21 protein-coding genes are annotated in these 23,682 nt (G+C 65.4%); 13 read left to right on the top strand and 8 right to left on the bottom strand.

From position 1 onward, the window contains the following. Positions 1-6: 6 nt before the first annotated feature. Complete coding sequence (locus tag K369_RS06140; protein ID WP_018264429.1) at positions 7-738, bottom strand: cytochrome c biogenesis CcdA family protein; 732 nt, start codon at positions 736-738, stop codon at positions 7-9. Between the two features lie 102 nt (positions 739-840). Here K369_RS06140 and K369_RS06135 point away from each other — a divergent pair, with 102 nt between their 5' ends. Together K369_RS06135 and phhA are read left to right on the top strand one after the other, a co-directional pair. Continuing rightward, positions 841-2,208: a tryptophanase gene (locus K369_RS06135; RefSeq protein WP_036289272.1), complete on the top strand. Its 1,368-nt coding sequence runs from the start codon at positions 841-843 to the stop codon at positions 2,206-2,208. Between the two features lie 225 nt (positions 2,209-2,433). After that, a complete protein-coding gene (phhA, locus tag K369_RS06130) occupies positions 2,434-3,300 on the top strand; it encodes a phenylalanine 4-monooxygenase (protein WP_036289268.1) in 867 nt (288 codons plus the stop codon). A 3-nt stretch (positions 3,301-3,303) separates the two neighbouring features. Here the strand turns inward: phhA and K369_RS06125 are convergent, their stop codons facing one another. Then, positions 3,304-4,542, bottom strand: coding sequence for a M48 family metallopeptidase (locus K369_RS06125; protein WP_036289265.1), 1,239 nt, complete (start codon positions 4,540-4,542; stop codon positions 3,304-3,306). 75 nt (positions 4,543-4,617) lie between these two features. After that, a complete protein-coding gene (locus tag K369_RS06120) occupies positions 4,618-5,841 on the bottom strand; it encodes a TCR/Tet family MFS transporter (protein WP_036289262.1) in 1,224 nt (407 codons plus the stop codon). A 342-nt stretch (positions 5,842-6,183) separates the two neighbouring features. Between K369_RS06120 and rfbB the strand changes: the two genes are divergently transcribed. Genes rfbB through rfbA form a run of 4 tightly spaced genes read left to right on the top strand, consistent with a single transcriptional unit; the run spans position 6,184 to position 9,588 of the window. Then, the gene (gene rfbB / locus K369_RS06115; RefSeq protein WP_036289259.1) at positions 6,184-7,236 is read left to right on the top strand and encodes a dTDP-glucose 4,6-dehydratase; all 1,053 of its coding nucleotides are present in this window, start codon (positions 6,184-6,186) and stop codon (positions 7,234-7,236) included. A gap of 18 nt (positions 7,237-7,254) precedes the next feature. Next, positions 7,255-7,812, top strand: coding sequence for a dTDP-4-dehydrorhamnose 3,5-epimerase (gene rfbC / locus K369_RS06110; protein WP_036289256.1), 558 nt, complete (start codon positions 7,255-7,257; stop codon positions 7,810-7,812). Between the two features lie 8 nt (positions 7,813-7,820). Continuing rightward, positions 7,821-8,717, top strand: a complete 897-nt coding sequence (gene rfbD, locus K369_RS06105) for a dTDP-4-dehydrorhamnose reductase (protein WP_036289254.1) — start codon at positions 7,821-7,823, stop codon at positions 8,715-8,717. 1 nt (position 8,718) lies between these two features. Further along, positions 8,719-9,588, top strand: a complete 870-nt coding sequence (gene rfbA, locus K369_RS06100; RefSeq protein WP_036290170.1) for a glucose-1-phosphate thymidylyltransferase RfbA — start codon at positions 8,719-8,721, stop codon at positions 9,586-9,588. Between the two features lie 7 nt (positions 9,589-9,595). On the opposite strand, the gene K369_RS06095 is transcribed toward rfbA, so the two are convergent. Then, positions 9,596-10,870, bottom strand: a complete 1,275-nt coding sequence (locus K369_RS06095; RefSeq protein WP_036289251.1) for an LPS biosynthesis protein — start codon at positions 10,868-10,870, stop codon at positions 9,596-9,598. An 8-nt stretch (positions 10,871-10,878) separates the two neighbouring features. After that, positions 10,879-11,532, bottom strand: coding sequence for an ABC transporter ATP-binding protein (locus tag K369_RS06090; protein ID WP_036290168.1), 654 nt, complete (start codon positions 11,530-11,532; stop codon positions 10,879-10,881). A 253-nt stretch (positions 11,533-11,785) separates the two neighbouring features. Between K369_RS06090 and K369_RS06085 the strand changes: the two genes are divergently transcribed. From K369_RS06085 to K369_RS06070, 4 genes are all read left to right on the top strand, one after another. Beyond that, positions 11,786-13,963, top strand: a complete 2,178-nt coding sequence (locus K369_RS06085; protein ID WP_245278116.1) for a glycosyltransferase family 2 protein — start codon at positions 11,786-11,788, stop codon at positions 13,961-13,963. 190 nt (positions 13,964-14,153) lie between these two features. Further along, positions 14,154-14,801, top strand: a complete 648-nt coding sequence (locus K369_RS06080) for a bifunctional 2-polyprenyl-6-hydroxyphenol methylase/3-demethylubiquinol 3-O-methyltransferase UbiG (RefSeq protein WP_051949099.1) — start codon at positions 14,154-14,156, stop codon at positions 14,799-14,801. A 36-nt stretch (positions 14,802-14,837) separates the two neighbouring features. Beyond that, positions 14,838-16,292, top strand: a complete 1,455-nt coding sequence (locus K369_RS06075) for a hypothetical protein (protein ID WP_036289243.1) — start codon at positions 14,838-14,840, stop codon at positions 16,290-16,292. A gap of 483 nt (positions 16,293-16,775) precedes the next feature. After that, positions 16,776-18,734 (top strand): methyl-accepting chemotaxis protein, encoded by a 1,959-nt coding sequence (locus K369_RS06070; RefSeq protein WP_036289240.1) that lies wholly within the window; start codon positions 16,776-16,778, stop codon positions 18,732-18,734. Here K369_RS06070 and K369_RS06065 read toward each other — a convergent pair. Next, on the bottom strand, positions 18,710-19,300 hold the full coding sequence (locus K369_RS06065) for a TetR/AcrR family transcriptional regulator (RefSeq protein WP_036289237.1): 591 nt from the start codon (positions 19,298-19,300) through the stop codon (positions 18,710-18,712). The genes K369_RS06070 and K369_RS06065 overlap by 25 nt on opposite strands. A 339-nt stretch (positions 19,301-19,639) precedes the next feature. Here K369_RS06065 and K369_RS06060 point away from each other — a divergent pair, with 339 nt between their 5' ends. After that, positions 19,640-20,266 (top strand): outer membrane protein, encoded by a 627-nt coding sequence (locus tag K369_RS06060; protein WP_036289234.1) that lies wholly within the window; start codon positions 19,640-19,642, stop codon positions 20,264-20,266. Between the two features lie 175 nt (positions 20,267-20,441). Here K369_RS06060 and tsf read toward each other — a convergent pair whose 3' ends face one another. Both tsf and K369_RS06050 read right to left on the bottom strand, forming a co-directional pair. Beyond that, positions 20,442-21,365 (bottom strand): translation elongation factor Ts, encoded by a 924-nt coding sequence (gene tsf / locus K369_RS06055; RefSeq protein ID WP_036289231.1) that lies wholly within the window; start codon positions 21,363-21,365, stop codon positions 20,442-20,444. Between the two features lie 247 nt (positions 21,366-21,612). Beyond that, on the bottom strand, positions 21,613-22,671 hold the full coding sequence (locus K369_RS06050; RefSeq protein ID WP_036289228.1) for a 30S ribosomal protein S2: 1,059 nt from the start codon (positions 22,669-22,671) through the stop codon (positions 21,613-21,615). 290 nt (positions 22,672-22,961) lie between these two features. On the opposite strand from K369_RS06050, the gene K369_RS06045 reads away from it, so the two are divergent. Both K369_RS06045 and K369_RS06040 read left to right on the top strand, forming a co-directional pair. Further along, on the top strand, positions 22,962-23,249 hold the full coding sequence (locus K369_RS06045) for a YciI family protein (RefSeq protein WP_036289225.1): 288 nt from the start codon (positions 22,962-22,964) through the stop codon (positions 23,247-23,249). After that, positions 23,249-23,671: an EVE domain-containing protein gene (locus tag K369_RS06040; protein WP_036289222.1), complete on the top strand. Its 423-nt coding sequence runs from the start codon at positions 23,249-23,251 to the stop codon at positions 23,669-23,671. Before K369_RS06045 ends, K369_RS06040 begins: the two co-directional genes overlap by 1 nt. Positions 23,672-23,682 lie beyond the last annotated feature (11 nt).

Here is a 23,682-nt window from a genome sequence, read left to right as displayed (position 1 = left end):
GGGCGATCATCCGAAATTCGCGAGACCGGGAAAGGTCTGCAGCAGCCAGAAGGAGAAGCTCTGCATTCCGCCGGTGAGGAAGGCGAGTCCCGTGAGCACCAGCAGCGCGCCGACGACCTTCTCCACCTTGCCGAAATGCTTCTTGAACTTCTGCATGAAGCCCATGAACGGCCCCATCGCCGCCGCGGCGCCGAGGAAAGGAAGGCCGAGCCCGGCGGAATAGACGCCGAGCAGAGCGGCGCCTTTGGCCACGGTCTCCTGCGAGCCGGCGACGGCGAGAATGGCGGCGAGTATCGGCCCGATGCAGGGCGTCCAGCCGAAGGCGAAGGCGAGGCCCATGACATAGGCGCCGAGACGCCCGACCGGACGGCCGACCTCGAGGCGCTTCTCGCGATAGAGCAGGCCGATCTTGAACACGCCGAGGAAGTGCAGGCCCATGAGGATGATGGCGACGCCGGCGGCGATCGACAAAATTTCCAGATTGGCGCGCAGCACCTTGCCGAACACGCTCGCCGTCGCGCCGAGCGCAACGAAGACCGTCGAGAAGCCGGCGACGAACAGAAGCGAAGCGATGAGCACGTCGCGCCGCGCGCGCGATTTGCCGGCGTGGGTCAGCTCCTCGAGGCTCGCGCCCGCGATGAAGGTGAGATAGGGCGGCACCAAAGGCAGCACGCAAGGGCTGAGGAAAGAGAGCACGCCCGCCGCCGCAGCGGCTGGATAAGTAACGTCGGCCGCCATGAGGTCTCCTGTTTTCGCGCCGACGCTTTTGCCACAGCCGGCGCGGCTACGTAAAGCGGCGTCGGCGCCGCGCCCTATCTCGCACTGCGAAGGAGAAGCGATATGCGCACCATCATCGAGCCCTTCCGCATCAAGATGACAGAAGCTCTGCCGATAACAAAGCGGCAAGAGCGCGAGGAGCGGCTGAAGGCCGCGCATTACAATGTTTTTCTGCTCGATGCGGAAGACATCACCATCGATCTTCTGACCGACAGCGGCACGGGCGCCATGTCGGATCGGCAATGGGCCGCGCTCATGATGGGCGACGAAAGCTATGCGGGAAGCAGGTCGTGGCGCCGCTTCGAGAAGACCATTCGCGACATCACGGGGTTCGAGCATATTTTTCCTACGCATCAAGGCCGCGCGGCGGAGCGCATTCTCGCTGCGACGCGGCTGAAGCATGGCGATATCGTGCCCAACAACAGCCATTTCGACACGACGCGCGCCAATATCGAATATGTCGGCGCGACGGCGCTCGATCTGCCCAGCGCCAAGGCCGCCGATATTCATGCGGAGACGCATTTCAAAGGCGACATAGACCTCGCGGCGCTGGAGCGTGCGCTGGAGCGCGAGGGAAAGAAAATTCCCTTCTGCATGCTCACCGCGACCAACAACACCGGCGGCGGGCAGCCGATCTCTCTCGACAATATTCGCGCCGCCAAGGCTCTGCTGACGCGGCGTGGAATTCCTCTGGTGCTCGACGCCTGCCGCTTCGCCGAGAACGCCTATTTCATCAAGCTATGGGAGCGCGGCTATGCGGATCGCGCGCTCATCGACATTGCGCGGGAGATGTTCTCGCTCTGCGACGCCGCGACGACGAGCGCCAAGAAGGACGGGCTCGCCAATATAGGCGGATTCTTCGCCTGCAATGATGATCGCTGGGCGGAGGATTTTCGCAATCTGCTGATATTGACGGAAGGATTTCCCACCTACGGCGGACTCGCGGGCCGCGATCTCGAGGCGATCGCCGTCGGGCTCGAGGAGGCGCTGGAGGAGGAATACCAGCGCTATCGCTATGCGACGGTGGAATATCTCGCCTCCCGCCTCATCGCGCGCGGCGTTCCGATCGTGCGGCCGGCGGGCGGTCACGCCGTCTTCATCGACGCCGCGGGCTTTTGCCCGCATCTTTCGGCGACGGATTTCCCGGGCGTCGGCCTCACCGCCGCGCTCTATCTCGAGGGTGGCGTGCGCGGCGTCGAGCTCGGCAGCGTGATGTTCGGCCGTCGCGCGGAAGACGGAACGGAGACGCCGGCGCCGCGCGAATTGGTGCGCCTCGCCTTTCCGCGCCGCGTCTACACGCAGAGCCATTTCGATTATGTGATCGAGGCGATCGAGAATGTGTTCCGCGAGCGCGCCGCCATACCGCCGTTTCGCATCACACGGCAGGCGCCCTTCCTGCGCCATTTCACCGCGCATTTCGCGCCCGGCTGAGCGGCTTTGCGGCGGGCCGGCGCGCGCTTATCTAATAGCTCGCGTGTTTCGTATCGAAGACCGGAGCGCCCCCTCCCTCACCCTCCCCCGCTTCGCAGGCGAGGGAGGCGGCCACGTTTCGCGAAACTTCGATGAAGCGCCGAATCTGCTCCCTCTCCTGCGAAGCGGGGGAGGGTTGGGGAGGGGGCGCGGACGAGAACCCGGCTTCCGCAAAAGGAGGGCCGCATGGAGAAGGGCGAGAACCGCTACGCCGACGCGCCCCGCCGCGCCGATTGGACGATCGAGCAGAATTGGCCCTCCTATAGCGCGGCCGAGCATGATCGCTGGAGCCGGCTGTACGCCCGCCAGGCCGCGCTTCTGCCCGGCCGCGCCTGCGACGAATATCTCGCGTCGAAGGACACGCTCGCGCTCTCGCCGGACGGCGTTCCCGATTTCGACGCGCTGAGCGCGCGCCTTTCCGCGCTCACCGGCTGGAGCGTGGTTCCTGTCGCCGGCCTCGTGCCGGACGATGTCTTTTTCGAGCATCTCGCCAATCGCCGCTTTCCCGCCGGCGCCTTCATCCGCCCGGAGGAGGAGCTCGATTATCTCGAGGAGCCGGACGTCTTTCACGACGTCTTCGGCCATGTGCCGCTGCTGGCGAACCCCGTTTATACGCGCTTTCTACAGGCCTATGGCGAGGGCGGACGGCGCGCGCTGGCGCGCGGCCAGCTCGCCAATCTGGCGCGGCTCTATTGGTATACGGTGGAGTTCGGGCTGCTGGCGACGCCTGCGGGGCTGCGCATCTTCGGCGCCGGCATTCTCTCCTCGCCGGCGGAGACGGTCTTCTCGCTCGAGGATTCCTCGCCCAACCGCATCGCCTTCGACCTCGAGCGAGTGATGCGCACCAATTACATCATCGACGATTTCCAGCAGTGCTATTTCGTCGTCGATGGATTCGAGCGCCTGCTCGAAGCCTGCTATCGCGATTTCGGCCCCATCTACGACCATCTACGGTCAGAAGCCGATCTCGCGCCGCATGAGCTCGCGCCCGGCGATGCGTTGATCTCGCGCGGCGATTTCCATTATTTCCGCGGCAAGGCGCATGCCGCCTGAACATCAAGCGCCCCTCGCCTCCTGCAGCGCGGCGATGCGGATCGGCGCCGGCGGATGCGAGTAATAGAACAGCGCATAAAGCCGGTCCGGCGTCAGCGTCGAGAGATTGTCGCGCGAGAGCTTGGTGAGCGCGCTCACCATGGGCTCCTCGCCATAAATGGATTTGGCGAAGCCATCGGCCTCGAACTCCGCCCGGCGCGACAGGAAATTGGTGAGCGGCGACAGAAGATGCAGAATGGGCGCGGCCGCCATCAGCGCGATGACGAAAATGACGCCCGGATCATTCGGCAGGCCGAAGGCGCCGCCGAGCCCGCGCTCCAAGGCGAGATGCAGAGCCGCGAAGCCGATGAAGAGAAAGGCCGCCGCTTGGAAAATCCGCTGCCGCACATGGCCGAATTTATAATGGCCGAGCTCATGGGCGAGAATGGCGAGTATCTCGTCCGCGCTGTGCTTGCGCAGCAGAGTGTCGAAAAAGACGATGCGCTTCGCCTTGCCGAAGCCGGAGAAATAGGCGTTGCCATGGGTGGAGCGCGTCGAGGCGTCCATCACATAGAGCCCGCCCGACTGAAATCCGCAACGCGCCAGCAGCTCTTCCATCCGCGCCTTCAGCGCCGCATCCTCGAGCGGCGTGAACTGGTTGAACATTGGCGCGATGATGGAAGGGTAGATCACCGTCATGGCCAGCAGCAGCGCCACCGCCGCGACGAAGCCCGCCAGCCACCAATAATCGGGCGAGAAGCGCGCCGCGAAGAACAGCCCATAGAGCAAGGGAATGAAGAACAGCAGCCAGAGCGCCGCGCCCTTGGCCTCGTCGAGGACGAACATGAAAGGCGTCGTTCGGTTGAAGCCGAAGCGCGCCTCGAGACCGAAGGTCTCGACCAGCGACAACGGCAGGCGCAGCAGATGATCGACGACCGCCACCGCGACGACGACGGCGACGCTGAGCGTCAGGCCCGGCGCGATGAATTGCGCGAGCAGCGCATAGAGCGGGCCGAGCAGAAATGCGAGCCAGGCGACGGAGATCGCCGCGTCCAGCAAGGTTTCGCCGACGGAGAGGCGCATGCGCGCGACCGTGTAATCGGCGGAGCGGCGATGCTCTTGCGGGGTTATCGTGTCCGCGAATTCGGGCGGAGGCGCATCGCGATCGACGCGCGCGGCGCGGCTCTGGCGAGCCTTCAGATAGACGCCCAGCGCCGCGGAGGCGAGAATGGCGAAATAGACGGCCGCAGCGACGAAGCTCATGCGAATCTCCGAAAGCGCCGGCCGACAGGACGGCGCGCCGCCTCAATATAAGCGGCCGCGCGGCGGAATGCGACGTCAGGCGGCGGGAGGCTGCGCGGCTCCGCTCACGGCGTTGCGCGCCACGAAAAGGCTCGCCGCGAGCAGCAGCGCCGCGACGAAATAGCCCGCCCCCGGAAAGTCGCCCGCGCCGATCGAGAAGGAGAGAATCTGCGAGAAGAACAGCGGCCCGACCATGCCGGAGACGCCGCGCAGGCTCGCCAGCGCGCCTTGCAGCCGGCCCTGCTCCGACGCTGAGGCGAAGCGCGTGGCGAGGCCCTGAAAGGCCGGACCGGCCATGGCCCAGAGGGCGATGAGCGGCGGCGCCGCCATGAATATCCCGCCCGTGGGCGCGAAGGCGTAGGCCGAAAAGCCGAGCGCCCCCGCCGCCAGAGCGACGACCAGCGTCGCGCGCTCGCCGAAGCGCTTGACCGCCGGCCGCACCAATCCGCCGGACACCACCGTCTGCGACACGCCGACGATGGCGAGCGCCCAGCCGGTCGTCTCCGCATCCCATTGATAACGATATTCCGTGTAGAGCACGAAGAGGCTCGGCAGCGATTCATGCGCCAGATAGGAGAGGAATATGGCGAGCGCCAGCAGCGCGAGCGAGCGGTCGCGGCGCAGGAAATCCAGCGAGCCGAGCACATTGGCGCTGCGCCACAGGACCGAGCTGGTGCGTTTTTCCGGCGAGAGCGACTCCGGCAGGATGAAATAGCCATAGGCGGCGTTGAGGAGGCTCAGCGCCGCCGCGGCCCAGAACGGGTAGCGCAAGCCGTGATTGCCGAGCACGCCGCCGAGCGCCGGGCCGAGGATGAAGCCGACGCCGAAAGCCGCGCCGATCATGCCGAAACGGCCGGCGCGCTTCTCCGGCTCGGTGATGTCGGCGATATAGGCCGTCGCCGTCGAGACGCTGGCCGCCGTCACGCCCGATATCAGCCGTCCGACGAAGAGGAAGGACAGAGTGGGCGCCAGCGCCATGAACACATAGTCGAGCCCCATGCCGAGATTGGACAGCAGCACGACCGGCCGACGGCCGAAACGATCCGACAGCGCGCCGAGCATGGGCTGAAACAAAAATTGCATGAAGGCCCAGGCGAAACCGAAGACGCCAGTCGCTATAGAAGCGCTTTTCAGATCGCCGCCCTCGAACTCCACGATGAGCTTGGGAAGCACCGGGATCATCACGCCGAGCGCCAGCATGTCGAGCGCGACAGTGATGAGGATGAAGACGAAGGCCGCCTTGCCGGGACGCTGAAACATCGACTACTCTTCTGTACGGCCGGCGATCCGTCGCGGCCCGATCTATCGCGGGATAGCGCGAAACCGACACGCTGCGCAAGCAGTCTGGAACGAGTCCAAATTCTCGCGGCCGACGCCAGCGCGCCGGAAAACGCCGCATAAAAAACATATTTCCGCGTAGCGCGCCGGAGTTGACAGCCAGCGCCGCGATCTTTCAATAGGCGTGAATAGAAGAGAAAAATCTTGCGGCGGCGGCGACGAGGCGAATCCTCGGGACCAGGAACAAGGTGCTTTTCGCGGATGCGTCTTCCCTCTCGCTTCCTCCATGAGACAGCGGCGAACACCGCCCGGATCGGGCGATAGATGCGCATTCTCGTCACCGGCGGCGCCGGCTTCATCGGCTCGGCGGTTTCGCGCCGGATCATCGAGACGACGCCGCATGAGCTGCTCGTCTATGACAAGCTCACCTATGCCGGCAATCTCGACTCGCTCGCGCCCGTCGCCGGCGATCCGCGCTATTCCTTCCGCCGCGCCGACATATGCGACCGCGACGCCGTCACTGCCGCTTTCGCGGAGTTTCGGCCCGACGTCGTGATGCATCTCGCCGCCGAGAGCCATGTCGATCGCTCCATCGACGGCCCCGCCGCCTTCATCGAGACCAATGTCGTCGGCACTTTCACTCTGCTCGCCGCGGCGCTCGATTATTGGCGCCGTCTCGATGTAGAGACCGCCGCCGGCTTTCGCTTCCTGCATGTCTCGACCGACGAAGTGTTCGGCGCGCTCGGCGCCGAGGGGCTGTTTCGCGAGGACACGCCTTATGCGCCCAATTCGCCCTATTCCGCGTCCAAGGCGGGCTCGGATCATCTCGCGCGCGCCTGGCGCGAGACCTATGGCCTGCCGACGATCGTCACCAATTGCTCCAATAATTACGGCCCCTATCATTTCCCGGAAAAGCTCATTCCGCTCACCATTCTCAATGCGCTCGAGGAGAAGCCGCTGCCCGTCTATGGACGCGGCGAGAATGTGCGCGATTGGCTCTTTGTCGAGGATCACGCCGAGGCGCTGCTCACCGTCGCGCGCGCCGGCGTCGTCGGACAATCCTATAATGTCGGCGGCCGCTCGGAGATGCGCAACATAGAAGTGGTGCAGGCGATCTGCGATCGTCTCGACGAGCTGAGGCCCCGCGCGCGCGGCTCTTATCGCGAGCTGATCACATTCGTTCAGGATCGGCCGGGCCATGATCTGCGCTATGCGATCGACTGCTCCAAGATCGAGCGCGAGCTCGGCTGGCGCGCCGAGGAGAGCTTTGCCAGCGGGCTCGCCAAGACGGTGCGCTGGTATCTCGAAAATGAAGCCTGGTGGAAAGCCATACGCTCAGGCAAATATCGCGGCGAGCGGCTCGGGTGCGTCGCCTGACGCGCGCATGAGGACAGCATGAAAGTCGAGGATACGGCGCTCGATGGCGTCAAAATCGTCACGCCCGATCGCTTCGGCGACGCGCGCGGCTTTTTCTCCGAGAGCTATAATGAAAAGCGTTGGCAGGAGCGCGGCCTGCCGCCATTGCGCTTCGTGCAGGACAATCATTCGCTCTCGCGCGAGACCGGCGTCATTCGCGGCCTGCATTTCCAGACCGCGCCTTTCGCGCAGGACAAGCTGGTGCGCGTCACGCGCGGACGCATATTGGATGTGGCGGTCGACATTCGCCGCTCGTCGCCCACATTCGGCCGTCACGTCGCGGTGGAGCTCTCCGCGGAGAATTGGCGGCAATTGCTCGTTCCCATCGGCTTCGCGCATGGCTTCTGCACACTCGAGCCGGATACGGAAGTCGTCTATAAGGTAACGAATTTCTATTCGGCGCCCAATGATCGCGGCCTCGCCTTCGACGATCCCGATCTCGATATTTCTTGGCCGATCGCGCCGGCGCGCGCCATTCTGTCGGAGAAAGATCGACGCTGGCCGCGCCTGCGCGATCTCTCAGATACATTCGCGTGAGCACGCCCATGCGCATCGCCGTCACCGGAACGCAGGGCCAGATCGTCACCGCTCTGCGCGAGCGCGGCTCCGAAGAAATGCAAATCATCGCGCTCGGAAGGCCGCGGCTCGATTTGACGGATCGCGACAGCGTGCGCGCGGCGTTGAACGATGCGCGCTGCGATGCGATCGTCAACGCTGCCGCCTATACGGCGGTGGACAAAGCGGAGCAGGAAGAAGCGCTCGCCCTGCGCGTCAATGGCGAGGGCGCCGGCCATGTCGCCGAGGCGGCGGATGCGCTCGGCGTTCCACTCATTCATTTTTCGACCGATTATGTGTTCGACGGCTCCGCTGCGCGCCCCTATCGCGAGGATGATCCCACGGCGCCGCTCGGCGCCTATGGCCGCTCCAAGCTCGAGGGCGAAAGACGCGTCGCGGCGCTCTGTCCGAACTCGGCCATCCTGCGCACGGCCTGGGTCTACAGCCCCTTCGGCGCGAATTTCGTACGCACCATGCTGCGGCTCGGTGAGACGCGCGCGGAGGTCGGCGTCGTCGCCGATCAGCTCGGCAATCCGACGAGCGCGATCGACATAGCCGATGCGACATTGCGCATTGCGAGGCGCCTTTGCGACGACGGCGCGCCGCAGCTGCGCGGCGTCTTTCACATGACCGGCGCAGGCGAAGCCTGCTGGGCCGATGTGGCGGAAGCGATCTTCGCGCGCGCGGAAGCGCATGGGCGGGCGCCGGTGCGCGTTCGCCGCATCACGACGGCGGAATATCCGACGCCGGCGCGGCGCCCGGCCAATTCGCGCCTCGACAATACGAAGCTTTCGCGAATCTACGGCGTCGCTCTGCCCGACTGGCGCCCATCGCTCGCGGCCTGCGTCGACAGGCTGCTCGCCAGCCCTACAGATGGAGGAGCATGACATGCGCGGAATCATTCTCGCGGGCGGCAGCGGCACGCGGCTTCATCCAGCGACGCTCGCCGTCTCCAAGCAATTGCTGCCAGTCTATGACAAGCCGATGATCTATTATCCGCTGAGCGCGCTGATGCTCGCCGGCGTGCGCGAGATACTCGTCATCACGACCCCCGATGACGAAGCGGCGTTCAAGCGCCTGCTCGGCTCCGGCGCGCAATGGGGCGTCTCCTTTACTTACGCCGTGCAGCCGCGCCCGGACGGATTGGCGCAGGCCTATATCATCGGCGCGAGCTTCGTCGAAGGACAAAGCTCTGTGCTGGTGCTCGGCGACAATATTTTCTACGGCCACGGCCTTACGGAATCGCTGACCACGGCGAAGCAATCGCGCCGCGGCGCCACTGTCTTCGCCTATCACGTCGCCGATCCCGAGCGTTACGGCGTCGTCGATTTCGACGCGCAGGGCCGCGCGCTATCGCTCGCGGAAAAGCCGAAAGCGCCGAAATCCAATTGGGCGGTCACGGGCCTTTATTTCTACGACGAGCGCGCGCCGCAATATGCGGCGGAGCTGCGACCTTCGCCACGCGGCGAATTGGAGATCACCGATCTCAACAATATCTATCTGCAGCGCGGCGAGCTGAATGTGGAACGCCTGGGCCGCGGCTTCGCCTGGCTCGACACGGGCACGCCGGCCTCGCTGCTGGAGGCGGCCGAATATGTGCGCGCGATCGAGCTGCGTCAGGGCCAGCGCATCGCCTGCCTCGAGGAGATCGCCTTCCGCCAAGGCTGGATCGACGCCGATGCGCTACGCGCCGCCGCGCAGAAATTCGCCAAGAGCCAGTATGGCGCCTATCTGACGCAAGTGGCGCGCGAACGCTGACGCGCGCTCAAGCCATATGGTTGCGCACGAAGGCGATGAGTCCGACCACTATGCCGTAGAGAGTGAGCGTGCCGGCGAGCAGCAGGCCCGTATAGAGCCAGCGCCGCGGATAGCGCGCGTCCTCCGGCAGAGCAGGCGCCTCGATCTGGTGGAGATAGAGCAGCTTGCGATCGCTGAACAGCCGCGCGCCGTCGAGCGAGGCGGTCGCGATCTGATAGCTCGTCTCGGCGATCTTATGCTCGAGGTCGAGATTGGCGAAGGTCGTCATCTTGCCGGAGAGCGTCTTGCTCGCCAGCGCGTCGACCCCCTGCTGCTCGCGCGTGGTGATCTCCGCCTCTAGGCCGGCGATCTGCTTCTCGAGCGATTCGATGCGCCGCTTCATCACGCGCATCTGCGGCGCGCTCTCGTCGACGTAGCGCGACTGGGTGAGATATTCCTGCTGATATTTCAGCAGCTCGATCTGGACGGCGGAGAGCACCTCGCTCTGCGATTTGCTCGTCTGGCGGACGTCGATCAGCCCTTCCGTATTGCGCGCGCGCTCCAAATTCACGCGCGCGACCTTCAGCCGCTCGGCGGCGCGCTCGACATCCTGCTCGGAGGCCCGCACAGTGTCCTGCCGCATCCGCTCATTGAGATCATTGACCAGAGTCTCGCAATCGGCGATCACCTTGTCGGCGATCGTCTTGGCGTCGGCCGGCGAGAAGGCGCGGACAGTCAGCGTGACGATTCCGGAGGGGAAGCTGATCGTCGCCGTGGCCATCTTCTTCCAGTATTCGGTGAAATTCTCGATCGGCTTCGACTTTTTGAAGCGCGCCCACCAATCGATGCGATCCGAGCCATAGAGCTCGCGCAGATTCACCTGGCGCTCGAGCTGCTCGACCAGCGTGCGGCTCTCGATATATTCGATGATGATCATCGAATCTTGAAAGATCATCATCTGCGGCAGGCCGGTCACGGAGCCGAGCCCGTCGAGCTTGGGAATGGCCGCGCTGCTCACGGTGAATTTCGCCTCGGCGACATATTGGTCCGAAGCGAGCAGCCCGTAATAGAGCCCGCCCGCGACATTGGGGATCGCCACCATGACGATCGCAAGGACGAGAAAGGCGATGCGCATCGCCTTTGCGCCGCGCCGCTCGGCGAAGCTGGATTTCTGATAGGCGCCGCGCGCCCGCGCCGAGAAGCGCGCGCGCCGCGCGGCTTCGGCCAGAAAGCGCTGAACGGCCTCGGCGCGCTCCAGCGCATTGACCGTGCGAAGATCGGGAGACTTCGGAGGTTCGTCCATCCTCGCCTCTATCGGTTCATTCGATTGTACATCTCGATCGCCTTGGCGACCGAGTCGAACATGAAGAGGCGGCCATCGACGAGCACGCCGCCGCGGTCGCAATAATCCGCCACCGCCTGCATCGAATGCGAGACGAAGATGACGCTCGAATTCTTGCGCCGCTGCTCGAAAGCCTCCTGGCATCGCTTCTGAAATCGCATGTCGCCGACGCCGGTGATCTCATCGATGAGATAGACGTCGAAGTCGATCGCCATGGACATGCCGAAGGCCAGACGCGCGCCCATGCCAGACGAATAGGTCTTGACCGGCGCGTCGAAATAATCGCCGAGCTCGGAGAACTCCTCGACGAACATCGCCGCCTTGCGCGGATCGGCGCCGTAGATTCGCGCCACGAAATGCACATTCTCGCGGCCCGTCATCGCGGTATGAAATCCGCCGCCGAATCCGAGCGGCCAGGAGACGCGCACCGTGCGCCGCACCCTGCCGGAATTCGGCAGCTCAGTGCCCGCTATGACCTTGAGGGTCGTCGTCTTGCCGGCGCCGTTGACGCCGAGCAGACCATAGGAGTAGCTCGTGTCGAAAACCATCGACACATGATCCAATATGACCTTCGAGTGTCGCTCGGTCTTATAGAATTTGAAGACGTCTAAGAGTTGGATCATCTTCTCTTCGAGCAGATTTCGCCAGGGAACCGCCATTGACGCGAACCGCGCCCTTATAGCCCAGCGCGAGCGCCGCGTCCACGCGGGCGCGACGGCCTAATTTCGCCACTTTTCCGCCATGGCCCCACCATACGCGAGAGGAGCCCTCGTCTATGGCCAAGGCGCCGCGGCTCGACTATATCACGCGAGCGCGGAGCCCACGTCCGCGACTCACCGTCGGGAAAGCAAGGTCTTGTTGCTGAGAATTCCTTCTGTGCGTCGATCCGGCCTGCGCCGGCTCGGCTGGGAGAGCTGGCAGGCCACGAATGCGGACCCGCTCTTCGTCTTCGTCACGGGCTTTTTGCGCGCCACCTATATCATTCTCGAGGTCGCCGACGCCGATCAGACGCTCGACCCGCGCATCTATATCGATTTCGGCAAGGGCTTCGAGCCGGATGACGAGATCGAGCTCAAGCACACGCGCGACGGCCTCTATGTGATCGCGCTGCGCAGCTTCGGCCGCGTGCATCATGTCCGTTTCGATCCCTCCTCCTACCCTTCGCGGTTTCGTTTTCGCGCCTTCATCGCCTATGACGAGAAATCCGTGCGCGCCTTCGTCGGCGGCAGGCTGCGCGAGGCCGCGCGCGGCGAGCGCGCGGCGCCGCTCTGCGAGACCATTGCGCGGCCCGGCGCGCCGGAGCTTTCCGACGTCGGCGCGCGCGTCGCCAAGGTGCGCGGCGCGACTCCGCATTTCGAGCAGGTGATCGCCATGGCCAACGCCCGCTACGCCGGCGCGCCGGCATGGGCGGGCGAGCGGCCGGCCTTCTCCTTTGTAACGCCGGTCTATGACGCGCCCGCGCTCTATCTCGATCAGCTGCTCGACTCCTTTCGGATTCAAAGGGCCGGCGCCTATGAGCTGATCCTCTCCGACGACGGCTCGACGTCGCGCGAGACGATCGACTGGCTCGAGCGTCATCGCGACACGCCGCATGTGACGGTTCTGCGCGCGGCGCAGAATGCCGGAATCGCCGTCGCCACCAATAGCGGCCTCGCCGCGGCGCGCGGCGATTGGGTCGGCTTTATCGATCACGACGACGCGCTCGCGCCTTTCGCCGTCGATGCGCTGCTCGAGACGATCGAGCGCACGCCCGGCGCGCAATTCGTCTTCACCGACGAGATCGTCGCCGACGCGAAGCTGCAGCCCAGGCATTACTCGCTGAAGCCCGCCTTCGACCCCGTGCTGCTCTCCGGCGTCAATTACGTCAATCATCTCTCGCTCTATCGGCGCGAGCGGCTGCAGGCGCTGGGCGGCCTGCGCCAAGGCTATGAAGGCTCGCAGGATTATGACCTGCTGCTGCGCTACACGCGCGGCCTCGCGACGGAGGAGATCGTCCATCTCCCCTACCCCGCCTACCTCTGGCGCCGCGACGGGAAGAGCTATTCGGTGAGCTTTCTGGATCGCGCCACGACGAGCGCGCGCCGCTCGCTGGCGGAGAGCTACGCCGTCGACGGCGCGCCGGCGGTGGTGGAGCCGGCGCGCAACGCCGATCTGCATCGCGTTCGCTTCGCGCCGAAGGACGACGCCTGGCCGCTCGTCTCCATCATCGTGCCGAGCCGCGATTCCTTCGCGCTCGTCTCGCGCCTTTTCGACGATCTCACCTTGCGGTCCGACTATCCGCGCATGGAGATCCTCGTCGTCGACAATGGCACCAAGGATGAGCGCGTTCTCGATCTCTATGAGCAGATGAAGGCGGCGCATCCTTTCTTCTCTGTGGACATCGTCGAGGAGAAATTCAATTTCGCGCGGCAGGTCAATCGCGGCCTGCGGGCGGCGCGCGGCGATTGCGTGCTGCTGCTCAACAATGACATAGAGGTCATAGACGCCGGCTGGCTGAAGGAGATGGTCTCCTGCCTCGCTTTTCCGTCCACGGGAATCGTCGGCGCGCGGCTGCTCTATCCCAATGGAACATTGCAGCATGCGGGCGTCATCATGGGCCTCGGCTCGGTGGCGGGACATTGGTTCTGCGGAATGCCCGGCGATTATCCCGGTCCCATGGGCCGGCTCGACGTTCGCCAATCCATGGCGGCGGTGACGGGCGCCTGCATGCTGATCACGCGCGCCTGCCTCGAGGCGGTCGGCGGCCTGGACGAAGAGAATTTCGCCATCGCCTATAATGACACGGATTATTGCATGCGCGCCGGCCGCGCCGGATTTCGCGTCGTATGGACGCCTTTCGCAACGCTCTATCATCATGAATCGGCGAGCCGCGGCAGCGACGAGACGAACGCCAATATCGCGCGCTTTCGCCGCGAGCAGGACACGCTGCGCAAGAAATACGACCTCGTCGGTTACGTCGACCCCGCATTCAACCCCTGGTACAGTCGCGACAATGCGACGCCACGATTGCAGCTGCTGAGCAGCTTGCCGCCGGGCCGCCATTTCCGCGTGTAGGACCCGCCGATTGCCAAAAGCGTCGCGACAGCGTAATCCGTCGCGCCGCGTCGAGCGCCCGTGCGCGCTCCCGGCGCGAATGGAATTGGCGCCTTTAACAGAAAAATCAGTCGTGTTTTCGATGCGATTCGAAAGCATTTCTGCTCATCGCCGAGGGATGATCGTATCGATGCTTAGGAAGCTGCGAGACATGCTGCCGAAACGAGGAGCGTCACGTCCTCCGGCGGAGGTTTTCGACTCCTATGTGTCGAGCGTTCCGCGCCTGCAGAACGCCATCGATTTGGTCGGCGGATGGAGCTGCGCTTTTCCGCCGACATGCGGCGTCTCCGCCGGTCGGATCGAGGCCTTCGACGATGCGCGCATCCGGTGGGCGATCGACTGTTTCGGCCCGCTCGAGGGCCGCAATGTGCTCGAACTGTCGCCCGGCGAGGCGGGCCACAGCTTTCTTCTCGAATCCGCAGGCGCCAATGTCGAGGCGATCGAGCCGAGCCGCGCCGCATTCATCCGCTGCCTCGTCGCCAAAGAGGTGATGCGCCTCTCGCGAACGCGCTTCTGGCTCGGCGATATGGAGGCGTTTCTGCGCGATACGGACAAACGCTATGATCTCGTCGTCGCCTGCGACGCGCTGCGCCGTTTCTCCGATCCGCTCGCGGCCATTGCGCTTCTCGCGCGCTGCGCCGACGCGCTATACATTCACACACAAGTCGCGCAGCGTGGAGAGGCGTCCTCGCTCCGCCACGACGATCTGATCGCCGCATTGCATGAAGCCGGTTTTACGAACATACGAGAGGCGGAGAGCGCCCGCTCCTCCGGGCTTTCGATTTTTGCGCGCAAGTGACACGCAGCGCTCGCGCGCGCCATAGGAGCACGGCCGATGTTCTTCTCGCGCAAGCGTCAAAGAGAATTCTCCGGCTATGTCGATCTCGCGGGCGGCGGCCGCGTGTCCGGCTGGGTCTATGACCGCCTGCGGCTGCGCGATCGATTCGATGTCGAGATCTGCTCCGCCGGCGCCGTGATCGGCGTCGCGCGCGCCGATCGGCCGCGCGAGGATTTAGCGCGCGCCGGCTTCGGCGACGGACGCTACGGCTTCGATTTCGATCTGCCGAACGGCGATTATCCCGAGGAGACTCTGGCCGCCCGCGTGCGTGGCGAGGAATTCTGGCTGCTGGAGAATGCGGGCCGGCGCAGCCTTTCGGCCGCGCTGCTCAATTCCACGCGGCGCGGCCTGCCGCGGCTGGAGCCGACCCTGTCGCTGCGGCCGGTCGACGAGCGCGACATAGAGATCGCCGCCGAGCTGCAGAGCGCCTGGGCGCAGCACGCCAGCGGCCGCGGCGCGCGGCGCTTGGGCGGCGGCGGCGCCATGTGGACCGATATCGTCGCGAGCCGCCATCAGCCGTTGCTCGCGCTTCTCGACGGCGACGACCCTCGCGCGTTGGCGCAATGTCTCGTCGATGTGCAGAAATCCTCCGCCGCGACCGGGCTCGAGCAGGGCGTGCAGGCCTATCGGGACTTTCTCGCCGCCTCGCCGGAGGGCCGCCGGGCCGCGGTCGCGCCCTTCCACGACATGCTGGCCTCGCTCACGCAATATATCGGCCTCGCGCAGGTGGAATGCGCCGAGCAGGATTATGTGGGCGAGACGCTGATCGCCTCCTCGCGCGCGCTCGTCGCCGAGATCGAGGCGGCGCTCGGCTTTCCCATCGCGCCGCCCGCCGTCTTCGACGGGCTCTATGGCCTCGCCATGGACGGCAATGTGCTGCATGGGCGCGATATTCAGGCGCTCTATCTCGCCTTGCGCGCGATAGAGGCGAGCGGCGTCGCACGTCCCAGAATTTGCGAGATCGGCGGCGGCTTCGGCAAGGCGGCGCGCTATGCGCTGCTCGCCGGCGCGCGCCATTACACCATCGTCGACCTGCCGACGGTCGCGGCCATGCAATTTTTCGCGCTGCGCCGCGGCCTGCCCGAAGCGAGCGTGCAGTTCCGCCATCCTCACGAGCGGTCCCGCGGCGAGGGCGTCGATCTCGTCCTCGCGCCGGACATCGACGACGAGGCGCTCATCGAGAGCGACGTCATCGTCAATTGCGATTCCTTTCCAGAAATGGGCGACGCCGTCTGCCGCAGCTATTTCGCGCGCATCGGGCGCTGGGCGCCATTGCTGCTGAGCGTCAATCAGGAGGCCAATCGCGTGGTCGGCTCCTCCGGCCGGCAATCGGTGGTGGGCGCGCTGCTGCCCGATTACGGCTTTTCCCGCCGCTATCGCTTCCGCAGCTGGATCAGGCGCGGCTATGCGGAGGAGCTGTGGGCCGCGCCGGAACGCCGCGCCGAGAGGTGACGAGACGGCGCAGCAGACGCCCCGTCTCGTCGCTCAAATACGTCAAAAACATAGATATTTCTGAAACTTTTCCGGGTCTAGGCTGGATATGTTCGACCGACCCGAGGCATGAGGCTCGCCGGAGTTTCCGAGCGCGTCGGCGACTGTCGCCATCTCACCGCGGAGCCAATGCGCTGGCCGGACGTCGGCGCCCGGCGCTGCGAGCGGCCTCCGCCAGCTGCGGCTGCGGCTGCGCTGTCCGCAAGCCCGAGTTCTGACCGAACGCTCGCTCTTTTCGACGATCAGAGAGGCCGCCGGGGACGCCCCGGCGGCCTCTCTTTTTGACGGCGAGGCTGCTGCGCGTCGACCGCGCCGGCGCACGCGAAAGTGGAAAACATAGATTTTTCAGAAACCTTTTGCTGCTTAGGCTTCACTGTATTCCCGCGAGCGCCACTCCCGCGACAACTGCGCCGGCTCGCCGTCGATCACAAGGAAGCTTTCTCGATGCGGTTCGACAATTTGAAGCTCACCACCAAGAGCCTTCTTCCCCTCGCTTTGACCTGTCTGCTCTTCATCGGCGTCACAGGGCTGGGCGTCCATCGCATGAGCGAGCTCGGACAGCGCTACCAGGATCTGACCGAGCATTCCTACGCCGCCGTGGTGAAGCTGCTGCGCTCCAATCGCGCCATCACCGAATTCGGCCTCTCTGTTCATCAGATGATCGCCTATGACGCGGACACGCCGATTTCGCGCGCCGCCGCGCAGGAGGCGGCCTCGGTCGGCCCGCGCGTCGACACGCTGCTCGGCGAGGCGATGACGCTCGACCCGACCCATGCGGCGCAGATCAAAGGCTATCGCGACCGCTTCGCCAAGGTCTTCGAGCAGGCGAAGCCCGCGATCGCAATCGCCCAGGAGCTGCCGGCGCTCGAGCTCGGCGCGCGCCTGAAGCCGCATGAGCTGGAGCAGCTCGCCAAATGCGTGTCGCTGCTGCGCGGCGCCGATGAGGAAATCCGCGCCATCGTCGATGAGATGCGCTCCATCTATAGAGCCGCCGAAGCGGAGGACAAGCGCGTCGGCGAGGAGCTGCGCCGCCAGACCGAGCAGACGATCTGGACGATGATCGGCGTCGGCGCCCTCGCCGTTCTCATCGGCTGCGCGGCGTCGCTGTATATTTCCGGCCGCAAGATCGGCGCGCCGATCGCGCGCCTCACCGGCCAGATGGGAGATATCGCCAAGGGCGATCTCGGCGCCGTCGTGGCGGGCGTCGAGCGCGGCGACGAGGTCGGCGCGATGGCGCGCGCGCTGGACACGTTCAAGCGCAATGCGCAGGAGCTGCGCGCCGCCGAGAGCCGCGCCGCCGAGGAGCGTCGTCGCGGCGAGGAGGCCGAGGCGCGGCGCAAGGCCGAGCAGGCCGTGATCGAGAGGGAGCGCGAGGCGGCGCTGCAGGCGATCGGCGAGGGTCTCGAGAAGCTCGCCTCCAAGAATCTCGTCTATCGGCTCTCCGACGCCATGCCCCAGGCCTATCGCCGGCTGCAGAATGATTTCAACGCGGCCATGAGCCAGCTGGAAGCCGCGCTCGGCCTCGTCGCCGGCGGCGCGAAGGCCATAGACGCCGGCTCCAGCCAGATCGCCGTCGCCGCCGACGATCTCGCCCGCCGCACCGAGCAGCAGGCGGCGAGCCTGGAAGAGACGGCCGCCGCGCTGGAAGAAATCACCACCACGGTGAGGAAGAGCGCCGAGGGCGCCGTTCACGCCAGCAATATCGTCGGCTCCACCAAGATGGAGGCCGAGAAGAGCGGCGAGATCGTCCGCCGGGCGGTGGACGCCATGGGCCGCATCGAGCGCTCCTCGCAGCAGATCGGCCAGATCATCGGCGTCATCGATGAGATCGCCTTCCAGACCAATCTCCTGGCGCTCAACGCCGGCGTCGAGGCGGCGCGCGCCGGCGAAGCCGGCAAGGGCTTTGCGGTGGTGGCCTCGGAAGTGCGCGCGCTGGCGCAGCGCTCCGCCGAGGCGGCCAAGGAGATCAAAGGCCTCATCTCCACCTCCACGGTAGAGGTGGATCAGGGCGTCGATCTGGTCGGCGCGACGGGCAAGGCGCTCGACACCATCGTCGCGCAGGTGGCGGAGATCGACAAGGTGGTCGCCGATATCGCCGCAGGCGCGCGCGAGCAGGCGACCGGCCTCGGCGAGATCAACACCGCTGTCAATCAGATGGACCAGAACACGCAGAAGAACGCCGCAATGGTGGAGGAGACCACCGCCGCCAGCCACAGCCTGCGCAAGGAGACGGAGGCGCTGACGCGCTCTGTGGCGAGCTTCGAGCTGGGCGAAAAGCATGGCTCGCACGCCCAATCGCACGCCAGCACGCCGCGGGCGGCGCTGAAGACGGTCTCCGCCGGGCGTGGCGGCGGCGCGGCGCGCAAGCCGCAGCCGGCTCAGGACGATTGGGAGGAGTTCTGATCGCTCGCAACGAGCGGTCCGACCTCGTCGAGGCAGGCTGCGAGCAGCCGCTGGATCATCGGCCCGCTGTCGCTATCGGCGAGCAGCGGCTCCACTCGCAGCACCTCCCGCATGATGGAGAAGCCGATGAGGCAGGAGACGAACAGGGCCGCCCGCTGCTGCGACGCCTGCCCCTCGAGCTTGGCGGCCAGCGGCCCGATGAAATCCCGATAGCAGCAGGCGCGAATGAGATCGCGCGCCAGCGGGCTCGTCAGCGAGCGAATGAAAATATGCAGCCCGTCATGCTGCTGCGATTCGAGCGCGAAGCTCGCGAAGACCGCGCCGAGCCGGCTGCGATCCGCCGATAGGAGAGCCGCCGGACACGCCTCGACGACGGCGGCGGCGAAGAGCTGCTCCTTGGAGCCGAAAGAGCGATGCACCAGCGCCACATCGACGCCGACATCGGCGGCTATGTCACGCAGCCTCACCTCCTCGAAGGACGCATGCGCGAAACGCGCGATGGCCGCGGCGAGAATACGCCGCCGCGTCGCCTCCCCCGAACGCTTTTCCAACTTTTCCGGCCGCATCGAGAAGCCTTCTCCCGATATTTATTCACAATCGATCCCGCGCGACGCGCCGTCAATCGGCATTCCAGCGGCCGGCCGACTTCTCGTCAAAATTTCGCGGTATTTTACCTATTAGGGAAATGTGAACCTTTCGCAGGCCAAGGTCACGCTCGTCCACCGCATGGTGAAGCCTCCGGCGGGGCTCGACCGGACCAGAAGTCCGACGCGCCCGACGGGGCTCTCGCCGAAGACATCAACAGTGGTTGACAAATCAGGCCGACTCGACGAGTTTCCGCCTATGGTCACGTTCTAGCCGAGGCGGCGGCTGGGCGTCCTTTTTCGTGCTCTTCGGAGGTTCACATGCTTATCAAGAACAGCCTTTCGGCTCTCGCGGTCGCCGCCGCTCTCTCCGTCGGCGCCGCTCACGCCGCCGACCTGCCCTATCGCAAGGATGCGCCGGCCTTCGCGCCGCCGCCGCCGGTCTTCTCCTGGACGGGCGCCTATGTCGGCCTCAATGTCGGCGGCGGCTTCAAGGCGGACAACAGCTTCGGCGGCGACGTCAGCGGCGTCGTGGGCGGCGGCCAGATCGGCTACAACTACCAGATCTCGCCGCTCTTCGTCGTCGGCATCGAGACCGACTTCCAGGGCACGAGCCTGCGCTCCAACATCGGCTTCCGCAACGTCAGCCTGCCCTGGTTCGGCACGGTGCGCGGCCGCGCCGGCTTCGCTTTGCTCGACTCGAAGCTCTTCGTCTATGGCACGGGCGGCTTCGCCTATGGCGAGCTGAACTCGCCCTTCAGCAGCGACGTGCACACCGGCTGGACCGCCGGCGGCGGCTTGGAATACGCCTTCCTGCCGAACTGGTCGGCCAAGGTCGAGTATCTCTACACCGACCTCGAGCGCAATGGCGGCTTCGCCTTCGGTCCGCAGCGCGCCAAGTTCCACACGGTCCGCGCCGGCATCAACTACCACTTCAACCTGTTCTAGTCGGAACGCCGCATGGCCTCTCTCTCAGGGGCCATGCGGACGTCGGACGGCAGGCGCAAAAACAAAAAAGGCGAAGCGACCATCGGTCCGCTTCGCCTTTTTCTTTTGGAAAGATCGGTTGCGCCGGAGACCGGCTCCCGGCCGCCGCAGCGGCCGGGGAATTCTCGAGACGCGATCAGCCTTTGGCGGCCGCAGCCACTTCCGCGGCGAAATCGCTGGTCTCTTTCTCGATGCCCTCGCCGAGCGCATAGCGGGCGAAGCCCTTGATCGTGATCGGCGCGCCGGCCTTGCCCTCATGCTCCTTGAGCGTCTGGGTGATGGTCTTGCCGCCGTGATCCGGGTGGTTCGAGACCTGATCGAGCAGCAAAACCTCCTTGTAATAGGTCTTGAGGCCCGAATCGATGATCTTCTCCAGCACATTGGCCGGCTTGCCGGCGTTCTTCTCGGCGAGCAGCGCCTTCTCGCGCTCCACCGTCGCCGGATCGAGGCCGGAGGCGTCGAGCGCCAGCGGATTGGCCGAGGCGACATGCATGGCGATCTGACGCGCGAGCGTCGACAGGACTTCCTTGTCGCCCTTGGACTCGAGCGCCACGATCACCGCGATCTTGCCGAGGCCATCGGCGATCTGCGTGTGGACGTAGCGATTGACCGCGCCCTCCACCTTCAGCGGCGCGACGCGGCGCAGCGTCAGATTCTCGCCGATGGTGGCGATGCCGGTGGTGATCGCCTCCGAGACGACGCCGCCGCCCGGATAGGGCTTGCCGGCGAGCTCCTCGGCGCTGGTCGCGCCAGTCTCCAGAGCGACGCGGGCGATATTGTTGACGAGCTTCTGGAAGTCGTCGTTGCGGGCGACGAAGTCGGTCTCGGAATTCACCTCGACGACGACGCCGACGCCATCCTCGACGATCGCGGCGACGAGGCCCTCGGCGGCCACACGGCCGGACTTTTTGGCGGCCTTGGAGAGGCCCTTCTTGCGCAGCCAGTCGACGGCCGCCTCGATTTCGCCATTGGTCTCGTTGAGGGCGGCCTTGCAATCCATCATGCCGGCGCCCGTGCTCTCGCGCAGTTCCTTGACGAGAGCGGCGGTGATCTGGGCCATGGGGTTAGACACCTCTAGCTAGAGCTAACGCCGGCCCCTTTGGGAGCCGGCGCGATAATCTGTCGTGAATGTGACGCTAGAGCGTCATCCGATCCAATCGGGATCGGATGACGCTCTCATTTCTCTATTTGGGAGCGAATTCTGATCGATCGAACGATTCCGTTCGATCGGAAAGCGCGCTCCTATATCGCCGCGTTTCCGACGCCGAACCGGCATCCACTTCGGCTGGAAACGCTCTGGCGCGAAATCAGGCCGAAGCCAGCGAGCGCGCCTGATCGACCCAGCCGTCGCGGGCGATGCGGCCGTTGAGCTTGAGGTCCTGATCGAGCTTCTCGAGATCCGCGGGCGTCAGCGCCGCGATCTGCCAATAATGGAAGATGCCGCCGTCATTGAGCTTCTTGACCAGCTGCGGGCCGACGCCATGCAGCTTGGCGAGATCGTCCGGCGCGCCGCGCGGAGCGGAGAGCAGCTCGAAGGGCTCGAGCGCGATCTCGACCTCGGCGGCCGCCGCATCGGCGACGACCTCATCGGTCGAGCGCAGATCGGCATGAACGCGGCCGAGCGCCGGCTCCGCCGTCGGCTGCTCCAAGGCGCCGACATCGAGGCCCGAGAGGCCCTGGCTGCGCGAGATGCCGTCGATCGCGGCGCGGGCGATGAGATCGCAATAGAGCGCAATGGCCCTTCCGGCGTCGTCGTTGCCGGGGATCGGGAAGGTGATGCCGTCCGGATCGCAATTGGTGTCGAGGATCGCCACCACCGGGATCTTCAGGCGGTTGGCCTCCTTGATCGCCAGCTGCTCCTTATTGGTGTCGATCACGAAGATGAGATCGGGCGTGCCGCCCATGTCCTTGATGCCGCCCAGCGCCTTCTCGAGCTTGTCGCGCTCGCGGGTGAGCAGCAGACGCTCTTTCTTGGTGACGCCCGCGGCGCCGGCGCCGAGCTGCTCGTCGAGCTTGCGCAGGCGCTGGATGGAGCCGGAGATGGTCTTCCAATTGGTGAGCGTGCCGCCCAGCCAACGGGAGTTGATGAAATATTGCGCGCTGCGCTTGGCGGCGTCGGCGATCTGATCCTGCGCCTGACGCTTGGTGCCGACGAAGAGCACACGGCCGCCGCGCGCCACAGTGTCGGAGACGACCTTCAGCGCCTGATGCAGCAGCGGCACCGTCTGGGCGAGGTCGATGATGTGGATGTTGTTGCGGGCGCCGAAGATATAGGGAGCCATCTTCGGGTTCCAGCGATGCGACTGGTGGCCGAAATGAGCGCCGGACTCGAGCAGGCCGCGCATGGTGAAATCAGGAATCGCCATTGTCATCTTCTCCGGTTCTAGCCTCGGCGAAAGCAGGATGAGCCGGAGAGCCGGCCACCGGAACGGCGCCTTGAAGCAGGAGCCGTGAGACTTTCGCCTGTGGGATGGCGCGGCTTATAGGCGAGAACGGCGGTGGGGGCAAGGTGGGCGCATCGGTGTTATCGTCCCACCGCAGCGGGAGGCGTCTACGCCAATGCCTTCCCTGCTTCTCACGTCCAATTCTATCGACCGCACCCCCGCGATCTGCTAATCACCGCCGCGCCGTCGCTTCCCCTTTTCACGAGGCCGCTTTGCCGCTCTTCGCCGCCCTCTGCCTGGACAAGCCGAACCATGTCGAGCTTCGGCTCGCGACCCGCGAGGCGCATCTCGCCTTTCTCGCCGCCCATGCCGCGCAGGTGAAGCTCGGCGGGCCGTTTCTCGATGCGGCCGAGAAGCCCGTCGGCTCGCTGCTGATCGTCGAGGCGGCGGATGCGGCGGCGGCGCAGGCTCTGCTCGCAGAGGACCCTTACGCGAAGGCGGGGCTGTTCGCGAGCGTCGAGGTCAAGCCTTGGAAGCGCGTGGTTGGGGCCGAGCTCTGATGGCGCATTGGCTGTTCAAGAGCGAGCCCAAGACCTGGTCCTGGGACCAGCAGGTCGCCGCCGGGGCGAAAGGCACCTTCTGGAACGGCGTGCGCAACCATCTCGCCAAGAAGCAGCTGATGGCGATGCAGATCGGCGAGCGCGGCTTCTTCTACCATTCCAACGAGGACAAGGCCGTCGTCGGCGTGGTGGAGGTCATCAAGACCTATTATCCCGACCATACGGATGAGAGCGGCAAATTCGGAATGGTCGATATAAAGGCCGTCGCGCCTTTCGCGCGGCCGGTGACGCTCGCCGAGATCAAGTCCGATCCGCGCCTTTCCGAAATGGTGCTGGTCAATAATTCGCGGCTATCGGTGCAGCCCGTCTCCGAGGAGGAGTGGAAGCTCATTCTCTCGCTCGGCGGCGTGGACGCGCTCTAGGCCGAGCGGGC

The sequence above is a fragment of the Methylosinus sp. PW1 genome (assembly GCF_000745215.1).
In the GTDB taxonomy this organism is placed as follows: Bacteria; Pseudomonadota; Alphaproteobacteria; order Rhizobiales; family Beijerinckiaceae; genus Methylosinus.
Note: the sequence above shows the minus strand (reverse complement) of the source record. Positions and strands in the feature narration are given on the sequence as shown.

Coding starts and splice junctions, on each gene's coding strand:
- K369_RS06140 (WP_018264429.1), bottom strand. CDS start 738: ATGGCGGCCGACGTTACTTATCCAGCCGCTGCGGCGGCGGGCGTGCTC.
- K369_RS06135 (WP_036289272.1), top strand. CDS start 841: ATGCGCACCATCATCGAGCCCTTCCGCATCAAGATGACAGAAGCTCTG.
- phhA (WP_036289268.1), top strand. CDS start 2,434: ATGGAGAAGGGCGAGAACCGCTACGCCGACGCGCCCCGCCGCGCCGAT.
- K369_RS06125 (WP_036289265.1), bottom strand. CDS start 4,542: ATGAGCTTCGTCGCTGCGGCCGTCTATTTCGCCATTCTCGCCTCCGCG.
- K369_RS06120 (WP_036289262.1), bottom strand. CDS start 5,841: ATGTTTCAGCGTCCCGGCAAGGCGGCCTTCGTCTTCATCCTCATCACT.
- rfbB (WP_036289259.1), top strand. CDS start 6,184: ATGCGCATTCTCGTCACCGGCGGCGCCGGCTTCATCGGCTCGGCGGTT.
- rfbC (WP_036289256.1), top strand. CDS start 7,255: ATGAAAGTCGAGGATACGGCGCTCGATGGCGTCAAAATCGTCACGCCC.
- rfbD (WP_036289254.1), top strand. CDS start 7,821: ATGCGCATCGCCGTCACCGGAACGCAGGGCCAGATCGTCACCGCTCTG.
- rfbA (WP_036290170.1), top strand. CDS start 8,719: ATGCGCGGAATCATTCTCGCGGGCGGCAGCGGCACGCGGCTTCATCCA.
- K369_RS06095 (WP_036289251.1), bottom strand. CDS start 10,870: ATGGACGAACCTCCGAAGTCTCCCGATCTTCGCACGGTCAATGCGCTG.
- K369_RS06090 (WP_036290168.1), bottom strand. CDS start 11,532: ATGATCCAACTCTTAGACGTCTTCAAATTCTATAAGACCGAGCGACAC.
- K369_RS06080 (WP_051949099.1), top strand. CDS start 14,154: ATGCTGCCGAAACGAGGAGCGTCACGTCCTCCGGCGGAGGTTTTCGAC.
- K369_RS06075 (WP_036289243.1), top strand. CDS start 14,838: ATGTTCTTCTCGCGCAAGCGTCAAAGAGAATTCTCCGGCTATGTCGAT.
- K369_RS06070 (WP_036289240.1), top strand. CDS start 16,776: ATGCGGTTCGACAATTTGAAGCTCACCACCAAGAGCCTTCTTCCCCTC.
- K369_RS06065 (WP_036289237.1), bottom strand. CDS start 19,300: ATGCGGCCGGAAAAGTTGGAAAAGCGTTCGGGGGAGGCGACGCGGCGG.
- K369_RS06060 (WP_036289234.1), top strand. CDS start 19,640: ATGCTTATCAAGAACAGCCTTTCGGCTCTCGCGGTCGCCGCCGCTCTC.
- tsf (WP_036289231.1), bottom strand. CDS start 21,365: ATGGCCCAGATCACCGCCGCTCTCGTCAAGGAACTGCGCGAGAGCACG.
- K369_RS06050 (WP_036289228.1), bottom strand. CDS start 22,671: ATGGCGATTCCTGATTTCACCATGCGCGGCCTGCTCGAGTCCGGCGCT.
- K369_RS06040 (WP_036289222.1), top strand. CDS start 23,249: ATGGCGCATTGGCTGTTCAAGAGCGAGCCCAAGACCTGGTCCTGGGAC.